This window comes from Streptococcus oralis, assembly GCF_021497885.1.
Classification (GTDB): Bacteria; Bacillota; Bacilli; order Lactobacillales; family Streptococcaceae; genus Streptococcus; species Streptococcus oralis_BQ.
Map to the genome: position 1 here is coordinate 370735 of NZ_CP046523.1, position 14899 is coordinate 385633.

Here is a 14899-nt window from a genome sequence, read left to right on the forward strand (position 1 = left end):
GTCAACTGGGTTTATTTGCTTATTTTAGAAAATTGATGGAAAGGTGAGGGCGAGTGGTGTTTGCCATGGAGGCTCTTGGTATCATGATTATGGCAACTTATGAAACCTTTGCGGCTGTTTACGATGCTGTGATGGACGATAGTTTATACGATAAATGGACGGATTTTTCTCTGCGTCATTTGCCTAAGACCAAGGAGAGAAAAAAACTCTTGGAACTGGCTTGCGGGACAGGTATCCAGTCTGTGCGCTTTTCTCAGGCAGGTTTTGATGTGACAGGACTTGACTTGAGCGCGGATATGCTGAAGATTGCTGAAAAGAGAGCGACATCAGCCAAGCAAAAGATTAATTTTATTGAAGGCAATATGCTGGATTTATCCAAGGCAGGTAAATATGATTTTGTGACTTGCTACTCTGACTCTATCTGCTACATGCAGGATGAGGTGGAGGTAGGAGACGTCTTTAAGGAAGTGTATAATGCTCTCAATGGAGACGGAGTTTTCATCTTTGATGTGCATTCGACCTACCAGACGGATGAGGTTTTTCCAGGCTATTCTTACCATGAAAATGCGGAAGATTTTGCCATGCTTTGGGACACCTATGAGGACGAAGCTCCTCACTCCGTCGTGCATGAGTTGACCTTCTTTATCAAGGAGGCTGACGGTTCCTTTAGTCGCTACGACGAAGTGCATGAGGAGCGGACCTATGAGGTCTTGACCTATGATATTTTGCTGGAACAGGCTGGTTTCAAGTCTTTCAAACTCTATGCGGACTTTGAGGACAAGGAACCAACAGAAACCACTACCCGTTGGTTTTTTGTCGCGCAGAAGTAGGAGAACATCATGACCATCACAGGTATTATCGCGGAGTTCAATCCTTTTCATAATGGGCACAAATACCTGCTGGATCAGGTGGAAGGGCTGAAAATCGTGGCCATGTCTGGGAATTTCATGCAGAGAGGCGAGCCTGCTATCGTTGATAAGTGGACAAGGGCCCAGATGGCACTGGAAAATGGCGCAGACTTGGTAGTGGAATTGCCCTTTTTAGTCAGTGTTCAGGCGGCAGATTTCTTTGGCCAAGGAGCTGTGGATATCTTGGCTCGGTTGGGCATTGATAGCCTAGCTTTTGGGACAGAGGAATTTCTGGATTACCAAAAAATTGCTGACTTATACACAGAGCAAGGTGCTGAGATGGAGAATTTTGTGGAAAATCTGCCTGATTCTCTCTCCTATCCTCAGAAAACCCAAGCCATGTGGAAGGAATTTGCTGGTCTTGATTTTTCAGGCAATACGCCCAATCATGTCCTTGCTCTGGCCTATGCCAAGGCGGTTGCAGGACGCAACATCAAACTCCAGCCGATTCAGCGTCAGGGAGCGAGTTACCATTCTGTGGACAAGAATGTGGACTTTGCCTCGGCGACAGCCCTCCGTCAGCACCAGAGGGACAAAGATTTCTTAGAACGCTTTATGCCTTCTGTAGAGCTTTTTGAAAATGCTAGTAAGGTGAGCTGGGATGACTATTTTCCCTTGCTCCGCTATCAAATCTTGTCAAATCCAGACCTAACCACCATCTATCAGGTCAATCAAGAAATGGCAGTGCGTATCAAGGAAGCGATCAAGACAGCCCAGTCTGTTGACGAATTGGTCGAGGCGGTTGCGACCAAACGCTACACCAAGGCGCGTGTCAGACGCCTCTTGACCTATATCCTAGTGCAGGCCAGAGAAAGTGACTTGCCAGAAGCCGTTCATGTCCTAGGATTTACAGAAAAAGGCAGACAACATCTCAAATCTCTGAAAGACCAAGTCCAACTAGTCAGCCGAATTGGGAAAGAGCCTTGGGATGCCATGACCCAAAAAGCAGACCAGATTTACCAACTAGGACACCTAAGTATAGCAGAGCAGAATTTTGGAAGAGTGCCGATAAGAATAGAATCAAACTAAGTCTACTGAAAGGTAGGCTTTTTGAAATTTTTCCGAATAAATAGATAGAAAAGAAAAATCTTGTACAAGTTCCTGACAATTTCTTTCTTTTTGTGTATAATAGTGGAAAAGAGGCAAAACGAGGTATGGTTATGGAAGCAGTTCTTTACTCAACATTCCGAAATCATTTAAAGGACTATATGAAAAAGGTAAACGATGAATTTGAGCCTTTGACGGTGGTCAATAAAAATCCTGATGAGGATATTGTTGTCCTTTCAAAGAGTGAGTGGGATAGTATTCAAGAAACCCTAAGAATCGCTCAAAATAAGGAACTTTCTGACAAGGTTTTGCTAGGACTGGCTCAAGTCCGTACTGGAAGCACTCAGGTGCATGTGATTGAGGAGTGAGGAATGCTACTCAAGTTTACAGAAGATGCCTGGGCGGATTATTGTTACTGGCAAACTCAGGACAAGAAAGCATTAAAAAGAATCAACATGCTAATCAAGGATATTCAACGCGATCCTTTTGTAGGAATGGGGAAACCAGAACCACTCAAGTATGACTATCAAGGAGCTTGGTCGCGGCGCATTGATGCAGAAAATCGCTTGATTTATATGATAGATGGAGATAGCGTGGCTTTCTTGTCCTTCAAAGATCACTACTAAGTCTACTGAAAGGTAGGCTTTTTATTTTAGAAATTTTAGCTAATAAATTAAAGATAAAGCTGTTTGGAAAATGACAGATTTCATAAGTTAAAAATCCAGTGAAAAATTTTATTATAATAGCTAGATTCTTGTCCGTTGGATTCGCTTTATAACTCTTGTTTTGTGGTATAATGAGGAGAATTGTAAATCATAAAAACAGGGGAAGCAAATGTCTAATTTTAAAGAAAAACTACCGATATTCCAGTCGAACGATGTTCAGATTTCAAATGTAGTCAATGCAGTTTGGTCGATTGCGAACACCTTGCGTGGAGCTTATCGTGCGGATAAGTATCGAGTGATGTAATTAAAAATTGGATGAGAAGAAAAGATACAATTGAATTTCTTGGTTTATGGGAAAGCTTAAACAACATGAATTTCAATTCGACCGAATTAAATCGGAAGCTGGATATAATTCATTTACATTGTCTCCTAAGAAATGGGTAGAGAAAACTGGAGCAATCGGAATTATCTCAAAAGGTGGAGGATATGGTGGTGCATTTGCACATACAGATATTGCCTTTGAATTTGCTTCATGGATTTCTGCTGAATTTAAGATGTATGTAATTCAGGATTACAAAAGACTTAAGTCAGATGAGAATTCTAAGCTATCATTAGGCTGGAATTTGAATAGAGAAATTTCTAAGATTAACTACAAAATTCATACAGATGCAATCAAAGAATATCTCTTAAAAGATCTTACCAACGAACAGTTGTCTTACAAGTATGCAAGTGAAGCAGATATGCTCAATGTTGTTTTATTTAACAAAAGAGCTAAACAGTGGCGTGAAGAAAATAAGAACAATTAGTACAACACTTGTAGTAGTTGCGGGAGTAAGTGCGGGTGTGCTTGGGGGGAAATTTGACTTTAAATTGCCTAAAAAGATTTAATGGAGAATAATAAATATGAAGTTTAAAAATTATCTATTTGATTTATATCCTTATTTTCCCAAAGGTTTTTCATTAGATTATGATTATAGAAAGGATCCTGATGTATGTAGTAAGGCGTTGTACGATGATTTATGTGAGATGTTTTTTGATGATGATTCAAAAGAAAAACTTAAAATAACATCTGTATGTAATAAATGCCAAAACTTTGGAAAAGGAGATTTTTATACTTTATTTATTGATAAGGATAAGTATTTATTATCAAGTGATTATATAGGAGCTTCTATTTATTGGGCAAAAGAGGCAGGATTAAACGACAGAATAATTTTAGATCATTTGAAAATTTCAAGAACAATAGGTGGACACATTCTTTTCCCTAGAGGTGGTGGAAAAGAAACCGTTAATCAGGCTAGAGGTGGAAAAAACGGATATTATGATCGTTTTGATTTAACACTATATGCTATAAAAGAATGGTTTGTGAGAAATAATAATTCAAAAATAGATTATGCTATAGAGAATTACCATGAATGGTTTGAACTATTTATTGATGATGATAATTGTAAAAATGGATTTAAGAACTTTGTCGAGTTTTTCAAGTTAGAAGGATTTATATATGAGCAAAATAAAATTATAGATTTAATTAAATCAGATTTAGAGAACAATCAGGTTGTCTTTTTAGATAAAGAAGATATTTCGATTGCTAGCACAGAAGAAGAATATATAAGATATATGAAAAATCTTAATATCATTATTCTAGAAAGAACTAAAAAAATATTATTATAAAGATTTCAGCACCAGTTAAATAAAATGTGCGTTTTCTTTATCAAAAAAATTAATAAAAGAGGTTACCAAGAGGGATAAATTTTTACTATTAAAGTGTAGGGGGAATTTATCCTTTTTGCTTTTGAGGTAGAAGAGAAATCTATTGAATTATCCTATGAATATGTAGATGATGGATATAGTGGTTTTAATTTTGAGCGGCCAAATTTTAAGAATATGATTGATGACCTGAATAAAGGAAAGTTTTCTATCATTATGGTAAAAGATTTATCTCGTTTCGGCAGAGTACCCATTAGAATAGAATCAAACAAAGTCTACTGAGAGGTAGGCTTTTTACTTTTTTAGAGATAGAAAGTTTGCATAAAAAAAATGAGGAATTTGGCCAAAATTCAATAGAATATATTCCATTTAAGGTTTGTGAAAATCGGTTTTTTATGATAGAATATTAAAGAATGTATGTCATTCGATAAACAAATTTAATGAGGTAAAAACATGGAAATCATGACACTTGCGATTGCTGTTTTTGCCGTCATCATTGGTTTAGTCATTGGATATGTCAGCATCTCAGCTAAGATGAAATCATCACAAGAGGCTGCAGAGTTGATGCTTCTAAATGCTGAACAAGAAGCAACTAATTTACGAGGACAAGCTGAGCGCGAAGCGGATTTATTGCTAAACGAAGCCAAGAGCGAAAGCAAGTCTCTTAAAAAAGAAGCACTATTGGAGGCCAAAGAGGAAGCCAGAAAATACCGTGAAGAAGTGGACGCTGAATTTAAGTCAGAACGTCAGGAGCTCAAGCAAATTGAAAGTCGTTTGACGGAGAGAGCTACGAGCCTTGACCGTAAAGACGACAATTTGACGAACAAAGAAAAAACACTTGAACAAAAAGAACAAAGTATTTCTGATAGAGCAAAAAACCTTGATGCACGTGAAGAGCAATTAGAGGAAGTCGAAAGACAAAAAGAAGCTGAACTTGAACGTATCGGCTCCCTTTCCCAAACTGAGGCTCGAGATATTATCTTGGCTCAAACAGAGGAAAACTTAACTAAGGAAATTGCTAGCCGCATTCGTGAGGCAGAGCAAGAGGTCAAGGAACGTTCAGATAAGATCGCGAAAGATATCTTGGTTCAGGCTATGCAGCGTATCGCTGGTGAGTATGTAGCGGAGTCAACAAACTCTACAGTTCACCTACCAGACGATACCATGAAGGGACGCATTATCGGTCGTGAAGGACGCAATATTCGTACCTTTGAAAGTTTGACAGGGGTCGATGTTATCATCGACGATACGCCAGAAGTGGTGACCTTGTCAGGATTTGATCCGATTCGTCGTGAAATTGCTCGTATGACCATGGAAATGTTGCTCAAGGATGGCCGTATCCACCCAGCTCGTATCGAGGAGTTGGTGGAGAAAAACCGTCGGGAGATTGACAACAAAATCCGTGAATACGGTGAGGCTGCTGCCTATGAGATTGGTGCGCCAAACCTCCATCCAGACTTGATGAAGATCATGGGACGTTTGCAGTTCCGTACTTCATATGGACAAAATGTCTTGCGTCATTCGATTGAGGTTGCTAAGTTATCTGGTATCATCGCGAGTGAACTTGGTGAAAATGCAGCTCTTGCCCGTCGTGCTGGCTTCCTTCATGACATCGGGAAAGCCATTGACCGCGAGGTTGAAGGTAGCCACGTTGAGATTGGTACGGAGTTGGCTCGTAAGTACAAGGAACACCCAGTTGTGGTGAATACTATTGCTAGCCACCACGGTGATGTCGAAGCTGAAAGCGTCATTGCAGTGATCGTTGCTGCAGCAGATGCCTTGAGCGCAGCGCGTCCAGGTGCTCGTAGTGAATCTCTTGAAAGCTATATCAAGCGTCTCCATGATTTGGAAGAAATCGCCAATGGCTTTGAAGGCGTGCAAAATAGCTTTGCCCTTCAAGCAGGACGTGAGATCCGTATCATGGTTAATCCAGGACGAATCAAAGACGACAAAGTCACAATCTTGGCTCACAAGGTTCGTGAGAAAATTGAAAACAATCTCGATTACCCAGGAAATATCAAGGTAACCGTGATCCGCGAACTTCGTGCAGTAGATTATGCTAAATAAATAAAAAAGAGCAGTTGAAATATTACTGCTTTTTTGTTACACTAGATAGAAAGACTGTAGGAGGATAACTGACGCTATCATCAGTATCCGAGAGAAATTTCACTTTATTTCACAGACTAACTAAAGGAGACATAATGGCAGACCGAGGCTTGCTAATCGTTTTTTCTGGTCCTTCAGGAGTTGGGAAAGGAACGGTTAGAAGAGAGATTTTTGAGAGTTCTGAGAATCAATTTCAATACTCTGTTTCGATGACGACACGTGCGCAACGTCCTGGTGAAGTGGACGGGGTGGACTATTTCTTCCGTACTCGTGAAGAGTTTGAAGAGCTGATCCGTCAAGGTCAGATGTTGGAATATGCAGAATATGTCGGTAACTACTATGGAACTCCTCTGACCTATGTCAACGAAACTCTGGACAAGGGAATCGATGTCTTTCTTGAGATTGAAGTCCAAGGAGCCCTTCAGGTTAAGAAAAAGGTTCCAGATGCTGTCTTTATCTTTCTAACGCCACCAGATTTGGATGAATTGCAAGATCGTTTGGTAGGTCGTGGAACAGATAGCGCTGAAGTGATTGCCCAACGAATCGAAAAAGCTAAGGAAGAAATTGCTCTCATGCGTGAGTATGATTATGCCATTGTCAACGATCAGGTGCCCCTCGCTGCTGAACGTGTCAAGCGTGTAATCGAAGCAGAACACTTCCGTGTGGACCGTGTCATTGGTCACTATCAGGAGATGTTGCCAAAATCTCCAACTACTCGATAAACTATAGGAAACAGGTACAAGCAAATGATGTTAAAACCCTCTATCGATACCTTGCTGGACAAGGTACCATCAAAATATTCACTCGTAATCTTAGAGGCAAAACGTGCCCACGAACTAGAAGCAGGTGCGCCAGCTACTCAAGAGTTTAAGTCCGAAAAATCAACTCTTCGCGCTTTGGAAGAAATCGAGTCAGGAAACGTTACGATTCACCCAGATCCAGAAGGAAAACGTGAAGCGGTTCGTCTCCGTATCGAAGAAGAAAAACGCCGCAAAGAAGAAGAAGAAAAGAAAATCAAAGAGCAAATCGCTAAAGAAAAAGAAGATGGTGAAAAAATTTAAGGTTGGGGGGACTCAATCTTATTTTTTCTATTGCAAGAATTTACTGACAAGGAGGAGGTGAGAAGATGGCGATCGCAAAGATTATCGTGGATGTTCCCCTGATGCAGACGGACCAGCCTTATAGCTACAAGATCCCTGAGGAATTTGTAGACATGCTGGAAGCCGGTATGAGGGTCCATGTACCCTTCGGTAAGGGCAATCGTTTGATCCAAGGGATTGTGCTAGGCTTGGAGTCCCAGTCGGATGAAGAAGTGGCAGTTCAGAACCTGAAAGAGATTGCAGAAGTCCTAGACTTTTCGCCCGTATTGACTCAGGAGCAACTCTGGCTGGCTGAGGAGCTTCGAAAGTCTGTCTTTTCTTACAAAATATCCATTCTAAAAGCCATGCTTCCAGGATTTTTAAACTCCAGCTATGATAAGATTCTCTATCCTTTAGAAGGTCTAAGTCAGGCAGACAAAGAGCGCTTGTTTGGTTCTGAAGATTCGTTAGCTTTTTCTTCTCTAGATCTTGCTAAGCAGGCAGAAATGATGGGCTTGACCAGAAAAGGTCTGCTCCGCTTAGAGTATCAGGCAGTTGATCAAAAGAAGGTCAAGACCCAGTCTTGGTATGAGGTCCATGTTGAGCGATTAGAAGAAATTGAGATTTCTGCTCGTGCTAAGAAAAAGGCAGAGCTAAGAGATTATTTGCTTGCTCATACAGAAAGTGCTCCTCTGTCTAGCTTGTTAGAGTCTTACTCGCGGGAGCAAGTTAACTTCTTTGTGGATCAAGGAGCTTTAACTCTAGTCCAAAAGGAAGTGCAACGCTCAGCCGCTTATTTCGAGGGTATTGAAGCCAGCCAACCTTTGGAATTGAATCCGGAGCAAAGACAGGCGCGTGATGCCGTTGTTAGTGCTATTGGTAGTCAACAGCCTCCATTCCTCCTTCAAGGGATTACAGGGAGTGGGAAAACGGAGGTATACTTACAGATCATCCAAGGAGCCTTGGACAAGGGTAAGACAGCTATTTTACTGGTTCCTGAGATTTCTCTGACGCCACAGATGACGGAGCGTTTTATTGCTCGATTTGGTGAGAAAGTAGCCATTCTCCACTCAGGCCTATCCAATGGTGAGAAGTACGACGAATGGCGCAAGGTTGAGCGTGGCGATGCTCAGGTTGTTGTTGGCGCTCGATCAGCTATCTTTGCTCCTTTGAAAAATCTGGGTGTCATCATTATCGATGAAGAACATGAGGCTAGTTACAAGCAAGACAGCAATCCACGTTATCATGCTAGAGAGGTCGCCATTCTACGGGCCCAGTACAATCAAGCTGCCCTGGTCCTTGGTTCGGCGACACCGAGCTTAGAAAGCCGTGCGAGGGCTGGAAAAGGCGTCTATCACCACTTACGTCTGACCCAACGAGCCAATCCTTTGGCTACGATTCCAGAGGTTCAAGTGATTGACTTTCGGGACTATATCGGACAAAATGAGACATCAAACTTTACCCCTCCTTTGCTAGAAGCTATCCAAGACCGACTGGATAAAAAAGAGCAGGTAGTCCTTATGCTCAACCGTCGGGGCTATTCTAGCTTTGTTATGTGTCGGGAGTGTGGGACTGTGGATACTTGTCCCAACTGTGACATTTCTCTCACTCTGCACATGGATACCAAGACTATGAACTGCCATTATTGTGGTTATTCTAAGGAAATTCCTCATGTCTGTCCCAACTGTCAGAGCAGCAGTATTCGTTACTATGGTACGGGAACTCAGAAAGCCTACGATGAGCTAGCAGAACTCTTTCCTCGGGCCCGCATTCTGCGGATGGATGTGGATACGACCCGTAGGAAAGGCAGTCACCAAGCTCTTCTTGACCAGTTTGGTCAAGGGGAAGCGGATATCTTGCTAGGAACCCAGATGATTGCCAAGGGCTTGGATTTTCCAAATGTGACCTTGGTCGGAGTGCTCAATGCAGATACAGCTTTGAATCTACCAGATTTTCGTTCTTCTGAGAGAACCTTCCAACTCTTGACCCAGGTGGCAGGACGGGCAGGTCGAGCGGAGAAAGCAGGTCAGGTCTTGATCCAGTCTTATAATCCTGAGCACTATGCCATTCGTTTTGCAAAAGATCAGGATTATGAAGGCTTTTATGCTTATGAAATGAATATCAGGCGCCAACTCGGTTACCCGCCTTATTATTTCACTATTGGGATTACCCTCTCTCACAAGAAAGAAGAAGAGGTTGTCAAACGTGCCTATGAAGTCATGGGGATTTTGCGCTCAGGTTTATCGGAAACTAGTAAAATCCTGGGTCCAACGCCCAAGCCCATTGCCCGTACCCACAACCTTTATCATTACCAGATTTTGATTAAATACCGTTTAGAAGATGAGCTGGGTCCAACCCTCAATCAGGTCTTGACCTTGACTCAAGAACGGGAAAATAGCGAGCTTCGTCTCAGCATTGACCACGAACCGCAACAATTTTTATAAGAAGGAGAAGAAATGACAAAACTAATCTTTATGGGAACCCCTGATTTTTCAGCGACAGTTTTGAAGGGTTTGTTATCAGATGATCGTTACGAGATTCTAGCAGTTGTGACCCAGCCAGACCGCGCTGTCGGCCGTAAAAAAGTGATCCAAGAAACCCCAGTCAAGCAGGCTGCCAAAGAAGCAGGTCTTCCTATCTACCAACCAGAAAAATTATCTGGAAGCCCAGAGCTGGAAGCTATCATGAATTTGGGGGCTGATGGGATTGTGACCGCTGCTTTTGGACAATTTCTCCCAAGTAAACTTCTTGATAGCATGGACTTTGCGGTCAACGTTCACGCATCTCTCCTTCCTAAACACCGTGGTGGTGCGCCTATTCATTATGCCTTGATTCAAGGGGATGAGGAAGCTGGTGTGACTATCATGGAAATGGTTAAAGAAATGGATGCAGGAGATATGATTTCTCGCCGCAGTATTCCCATCACAGATGAAGACAATGTCGGGACCTTGTTTGAAAAATTGGCGATCGTTGGTCGTGATTTGCTTTTGGATACCTTACCTGCCTATACTGCTGGGGAGATCAAACCTGTGCCTCAGGACCCAAGTCAAGTCACTTTCTCGCCAAATATCAAGCCAGAGGAAGAGAAACTCGATTGGACTAAAACCAACCGCCAACTCTTCAACCAAATCCGCGGAATGAACCCATGGCCTGTTGCCCATACTTTTCTCAAAGGCGACCGCTTTAAGATCTATGAAGCCCTACCTGTAGAAGGTCAGGGAAATCCAGGTGAGATCCTCTCTATTGGCAAGAAAGAATTGATCGTCGCAACGGCTGAAGGAGCTCTATCTCTCAAACAAGTGCAGCCAGCAGGCAAGCCTAAGATGGATATTGCTTCCTTCCTCAACGGAGTTGGACGGACATTGACAGTAGGAGAACGATTTGGTGACTAAAGTAGAAACGGCTAGAAGTCTCGCCCTAGCAGTGCTAGAGGATGTTCTAGTCAACCAAGCATATTCGAATATCGCTTTAAACAAACACCTCAAGGACAGTCAACTCTCAGCACCAGACAAGGGCTTGGTGACAGAGATTGTCTACGGAACGGTAGCCCGCAAACTGTCTCTGGAATGGTACCTGTCCCACTTTATCAAAGACCGGGATAAGCTGGATAACTGGCTCTATATCCTGCTCCTTCTGAGCGCCTACCAACTTCGGTATCTGGATAAGGTTCCCAATCACGCAGTGGTCAATGAAGCTGTAGAGCTAGCTAAAGCCCGTAAAAAAGGCAGTGAAAAATTGGTCAACGCCGTCCTTCGTCGTATTTTGCGAGAGGGCTGGCCAGATATTGACAGCATTAAGCGAAAAAATAAGCGTGATTCCATTGCCTATTCTCTCCCAGTTTGGCTCGTGTCTAAACTCAAGGAAGAATACGGTGAAGAGCGAGCACAAGCTATTTTTGAAAGTCTTTTGGTGCGTAACAAAGCCAGCATCCGGGTGACCGACTTGAGCCGAAAAGAGGAAATCAAAGCCTTGTTAGAGGCGACTGATTCCCCTTTGGCAGCAACTGGTCTGGTCAAGGAGCAAGGTCACTTTGCAGGACATGATTTGTTCGCAGAAGGGGCCATTACCATACAAGACGAGTCCAGTCAATTGGTTGCTCCGACCCTTCGTCTACAAGGTGATGAGCAGGTACTGGATGCCTGTGCCGCTCCTGGCGGAAAAACAGTCCATATGGCCTCTTACCTCACATCGGGTAAGGTGACGGCTTTGGACCTTTATGATCACAAGTTGGACTTGATCCAAGAAAACGCCCAACGTTTGGAGGTAGCAGATCGAGTGCAAACGCAAAAATTGGACGCCAGAAAAGTTCATGAGTTTTTCGATCGTGACTCGTTTGACAAGATTTTAGTAGATGCTCCTTGTTCTGGGATTGGCCTCTTGCGTCGCAAACCAGATATCAAATACAATAAAGAAACGGCGGATTTCGCATCATTACAGCAAATTCAGCTGGAAATACTAGGTAGTGTTTGTCAAACCTTACGAAAAGGTGGTATAATAACGTATAGTACCTGCACTATCGTCTCAGAGGAAAACTTTCACGTCGTTGAGGCATTTTTAGAAAGTCACCCCGAGTTTGAGCAGGTTAAACTAGAACATGAATGCAAGGATATTTTGAAGGACGGCTGTATCTTGATCACTCCTGAATTGTACGGAAGTGATGGATTCTTTATAAGCCAATTCCGCAAGATATCTGATTAGGAAGGAACTGACACAATGGAAATAGCATTATTAACAGATGTTGGTCAGAAACGAACAAATAACCAAGACTATGTCAATCACTTTGTCAACCGAGCAGGGCGCACCATGATCCTCTTAGCTGACGGGATGGGAGGACACCGTGCAGGCAATATCGCTAGTGAGATGGCGGTAACAGACCTAGGCGTGGCTTGGGTTGATACCCAAATCGACACCGTCAATGAGGTCCGTGAATGGTTTGCCCACTATCTGGAACTTGAAAATCAAAAAATTCATCAGATGGGGAAAGACGAAGCCTATAAGGGGATGGGAACAACGCTTGAAGCAGTAGCCATTATTGGAAATCAAGCTATTTATGCCCATATCGGTGATTCTCGTATCGGTTTGATCCGTGGTGAAGATTATCGCCAGCTCACAAGTGATCATTCTTTGGTTAATGCTCTGCTAAAGGCTGGCCAGCTAACTCCAGAGGAGGCAGAAATTCATCCGCAGAAAAATATCATTACCCAATCCATTGGGCAAAAAGATGAAATTCAACCAGATTTTGGCATGGTTAGCCTAGAGTCAGGAGACTACCTCTTGCTCAACAGTGACGGCTTGACCAATATGATCTCAGGAAGCGATATCTACGATATTGTAACAAGTGATATTTCCTTGGCAGACAAGGCGGCAACTTTGATTCGTTTTGCCAACAATGCAGGTGGTTTAGACAATATCACGGTTGCCCTTGTTCACATGAATGAGGAGGAAGTAGAATGATCCAGATCGGCAAGATTTTTGCCGGACGATATCGGATTATCAAACAGATTGGTCGAGGAGGCATGGCGGATGTTTACTTGGCCAAGGATTTGATCCTAGACGGGGAAGAAGTGGCGGTTAAGGTCCTGAGGACTAACTATCAGACAGATCCGATTGCTGTGGCACGTTTTCAACGTGAAGCGAGAGCCATGGCGGATCTGGATCATCCCCATATCGTTCGAATAACAGATATCGGTGAGGAAGACGGTCAGCAGTATCTAGCTATGGAGTATGTGGCAGGGCTTGACCTCAAACGTTATATCAAAGAACATTCCCCTCTCTCAAATGAAGAAGCCGTCCGTATTATGGGACAGATTCTCTTGGCCATGCGTCTGGCGCATACGAGAGGGATTATCCACCGAGATTTGAAACCTCAAAATATCCTATTGACACCAGATGGAACTGCCAAAGTTACAGACTTTGGGATTGCCGTAGCTTTTGCAGAGACCAGTCTGACACAGACTAACTCCATGCTCGGTTCAGTCCACTATCTCTCACCTGAGCAGGCGCGTGGTTCCAAGGCAACTGTGCAGAGTGACATCTATGCTATGGGGATTATTTTCTATGAAATGTTGACTGGACATATTCCTTATGATGGGGACAGTGCAGTGACTATCGCCCTCCAGCATTTCCAAAAACCACTCCCATCTGTTATTGCTGAGAATCCAGCAGTACCGCAAGCTTTGGAAAATGTCGTTATCAAGGCAACGGCCAAGAAATTGACAGATCGCTATCAGTCCGTATCAGAAATGTATGTGGACTTGTCGAGTTGTTTGTCTCACAATCGCAGGAGAGAACCAAAGCTAGTCTTTGATGAGGCAAGCAAGGTTGATACCAAGACCTTGCCTAAAGTTCCACAAAGCACTCTGACCTCTATTCCGAAGGCTAAGCCACAATTAGAGCGACCTCAATCAAAACAGCAGACTCAGCAGGTGGTAGCTGAAGCACCAGTACCAAAACCAGCGAAAAAACGGAAGTTTAAAGCTCGCTATATGATTTTACTGGCCAGTGCCTTGCTAGTTGCAGCCTCTTTGATTTGGATCTTCTCCCGAACTCCAGCGACTATTGCTATTCCAGATGTATCGGGACAGACAGTTGCTGAAGCTAAAGAAACACTGAAGAAAGCTAATTTTGAAGTAGGTGAAGAAAAGACCGAGGCCAGCGACACAGTAGCCGAAGGTCGCGTCATTCGAACAGATCCAGAAGCTAGAAGCGGTCGAAAAGAAGGAAGCAAAGTAAATCTAATCGTTTCATCAGGTAAGCAATCCTTCCAACTAAGTAACTATGTAGGACGTAAGTCCTCGGATGTTGTCGCAGAGCTCAAAGAGAAAAAGGTTCCAGAAAATCTTATCAAGATCGAGGAAGAGGAATCTAGCGAAAGCGATCCAGGAACAGTCATTAGGCAAACCCCAGCTGCAGGAAGCACTTACGACCTAACAAAGGCAACAAGTATTGTATTGACAGTTGCTAAGAAGGTGACCAGCGTTTCGATGCCAAGTTACATTGGTTCAAGTCTTGAATTTACTAAGAACAATTTGACTCAGATTGTTGGTGTAAAAGAGGCCAATATCGAAGTTGTGGAAGTATCAACTGCTCCTGAAGGAACTACTGCAGGAACAGTTGTTAGTCAGGACCCTAAATCTGGAGAAAAGGTAGATCTCAATAAAACACGTGTTAAGATTTCTATTTATAAACCAAAACCACTTCCTTCTTCATCAAGTTCGTCTCAACACGGAAATTCAGGAACAGACACGACGCCTTCACAGAGTAACAATCAAGGTAGCAACCCTACAACGGATTCTTCAGATGGCGGTAGAACGTCAAGCAATGAACGAAATTAACCCAATCTTTGTCATGATTTCATGACAAAGATTTTTTTTCATGAACTTTTGTGATA

General features: G+C 42.9%; 13 protein-coding genes and 3 pseudogenes. All 16 read left to right on the plus strand.

Annotated elements, in window-relative coordinates:
* Positions 1-89 precede the first annotated feature (89 nt).
* The 16 genes and pseudogenes from GOM48_RS01810 to pknB all read left to right on the plus strand — a co-directional run bounded on the left by GOM48_RS01810 (position 90) and on the right by pknB (position 14843).
* Positions 90-830 carry a class I SAM-dependent DNA methyltransferase gene (locus tag GOM48_RS01810; protein WP_235098708.1) on the plus strand — a complete coding sequence of 247 codons (741 nt, stop codon included), beginning with the start codon at positions 90-92 and terminating at the stop codon, positions 828-830.
* A gap of 9 nt (positions 831-839) precedes the next feature.
* A complete protein-coding gene (locus tag GOM48_RS01815) occupies positions 840-1937 on the plus strand; it encodes a nucleotidyltransferase (protein WP_235097996.1) in 1098 nt (365 codons plus the stop codon).
* 131 nt (positions 1938-2068) lie between these two features.
* Complete coding sequence (locus GOM48_RS01820; protein WP_235097998.1) at positions 2069-2323, plus strand: type II toxin-antitoxin system Phd/YefM family antitoxin; 255 nt, start codon at positions 2069-2071, stop codon at positions 2321-2323.
* A 3-nt stretch (positions 2324-2326) separates the two neighbouring features.
* Entirely contained in the window at positions 2327-2581 is a 255-nt protein-coding gene (locus GOM48_RS01825) for a Txe/YoeB family addiction module toxin (protein WP_235098001.1), read from the plus strand.
* A 208-nt stretch (positions 2582-2789) separates the two neighbouring features.
* Positions 2790-2915, plus strand: a pseudogene (locus tag GOM48_RS01830) (restriction endonuclease); the annotation flags it as partial.
* Positions 2916-2920: 5 nt separating this feature from the next.
* A pseudogene (locus GOM48_RS01835) lies at positions 2921-3414 on the plus strand (KilA-N domain-containing protein); the annotation flags it as partial.
* Between the two features lie 109 nt (positions 3415-3523).
* On the plus strand, positions 3524-4288 hold the full coding sequence (locus GOM48_RS01840; RefSeq protein WP_084910706.1) for a DUF6994 family protein: 765 nt from the start codon (positions 3524-3526) through the stop codon (positions 4286-4288).
* Positions 4289-4417: 129 nt separating this feature from the next.
* Positions 4418-4570, plus strand: a pseudogene (locus tag GOM48_RS01845) (recombinase family protein); the annotation flags it as partial.
* 207 nt (positions 4571-4777) lie between these two features.
* Positions 4778-6391: a ribonuclease Y gene (locus tag GOM48_RS01850; RefSeq protein WP_235098007.1), complete on the plus strand. Its 1614-nt coding sequence runs from the start codon at positions 4778-4780 to the stop codon at positions 6389-6391.
* A 134-nt stretch (positions 6392-6525) separates the two neighbouring features.
* The gene (gmk, locus tag GOM48_RS01855; RefSeq protein WP_000775041.1) at positions 6526-7152 is read left to right on the plus strand and encodes a guanylate kinase; all 627 of its coding nucleotides are present in this window, start codon (positions 6526-6528) and stop codon (positions 7150-7152) included.
* 24 nt (positions 7153-7176) lie between these two features.
* Complete coding sequence (gene rpoZ, locus GOM48_RS01860; protein ID WP_002874282.1) at positions 7177-7491, plus strand: DNA-directed RNA polymerase subunit omega; 315 nt, start codon at positions 7177-7179, stop codon at positions 7489-7491.
* A gap of 65 nt (positions 7492-7556) precedes the next feature.
* On the plus strand, positions 7557-9953 hold the full coding sequence (locus tag GOM48_RS01865) for a primosomal protein N' (RefSeq protein WP_235098009.1): 2397 nt from the start codon (positions 7557-7559) through the stop codon (positions 9951-9953).
* 12 nt (positions 9954-9965) lie between these two features.
* On the plus strand, positions 9966-10901 hold the full coding sequence (fmt, locus tag GOM48_RS01870) for a methionyl-tRNA formyltransferase (protein WP_235098011.1): 936 nt from the start codon (positions 9966-9968) through the stop codon (positions 10899-10901).
* A complete protein-coding gene (rsmB, locus tag GOM48_RS01875; RefSeq protein WP_235098013.1) occupies positions 10894-12207 on the plus strand; it encodes a 16S rRNA (cytosine(967)-C(5))-methyltransferase RsmB in 1314 nt (437 codons plus the stop codon). Before fmt ends, rsmB begins: the two co-directional genes overlap by 8 nt.
* A gap of 15 nt (positions 12208-12222) precedes the next feature.
* Complete coding sequence (locus tag GOM48_RS01880; protein ID WP_084946411.1) at positions 12223-12963, plus strand: Stp1/IreP family PP2C-type Ser/Thr phosphatase; 741 nt, start codon at positions 12223-12225, stop codon at positions 12961-12963.
* Positions 12960-14843 carry a Stk1 family PASTA domain-containing Ser/Thr kinase gene (gene pknB / locus GOM48_RS01885; RefSeq protein ID WP_235098015.1) on the plus strand — a complete coding sequence of 628 codons (1884 nt, stop codon included), beginning with the start codon at positions 12960-12962 and terminating at the stop codon, positions 14841-14843. Before GOM48_RS01880 ends, pknB begins: the two co-directional genes overlap by 4 nt.
* The last annotated feature ends 56 nt before the right edge of the window (positions 14844-14899 follow it).

What these genes read in the sequence shown, in the direction of transcription:
- GOM48_RS01815 (WP_235097996.1), top strand. Translation starts at nt 840, where the DNA reads ATGACCATCACAGGTATTATCGCGGAGTTCAATCCTTTTCATAATGGG.
- fmt (WP_235098011.1), top strand. Translation starts at nt 9,966, where the DNA reads ATGACAAAACTAATCTTTATGGGAACCCCTGATTTTTCAGCGACAGTT.
- GOM48_RS01850 (WP_235098007.1), top strand. Translation starts at nt 4,778, where the DNA reads ATGGAAATCATGACACTTGCGATTGCTGTTTTTGCCGTCATCATTGGT.
- GOM48_RS01880 (WP_084946411.1), top strand. Translation starts at nt 12,223, where the DNA reads ATGGAAATAGCATTATTAACAGATGTTGGTCAGAAACGAACAAATAAC.
- gmk (WP_000775041.1), top strand. Translation starts at nt 6,526, where the DNA reads ATGGCAGACCGAGGCTTGCTAATCGTTTTTTCTGGTCCTTCAGGAGTT.
- pknB (WP_235098015.1), top strand. Translation starts at nt 12,960, where the DNA reads ATGATCCAGATCGGCAAGATTTTTGCCGGACGATATCGGATTATCAAA.
- rpoZ (WP_002874282.1), top strand. Translation starts at nt 7,177, where the DNA reads ATGATGTTAAAACCCTCTATCGATACCTTGCTGGACAAGGTACCATCA.
- GOM48_RS01820 (WP_235097998.1), top strand. Translation starts at nt 2,069, where the DNA reads ATGGAAGCAGTTCTTTACTCAACATTCCGAAATCATTTAAAGGACTAT.
- GOM48_RS01810 (WP_235098708.1), top strand. Translation starts at nt 90, where the DNA reads ATGGCAACTTATGAAACCTTTGCGGCTGTTTACGATGCTGTGATGGAC.
- GOM48_RS01865 (WP_235098009.1), top strand. Translation starts at nt 7,557, where the DNA reads ATGGCGATCGCAAAGATTATCGTGGATGTTCCCCTGATGCAGACGGAC.
- GOM48_RS01825 (WP_235098001.1), top strand. Translation starts at nt 2,327, where the DNA reads ATGCTACTCAAGTTTACAGAAGATGCCTGGGCGGATTATTGTTACTGG.
- GOM48_RS01840 (WP_084910706.1), top strand. Translation starts at nt 3,524, where the DNA reads ATGAAGTTTAAAAATTATCTATTTGATTTATATCCTTATTTTCCCAAA.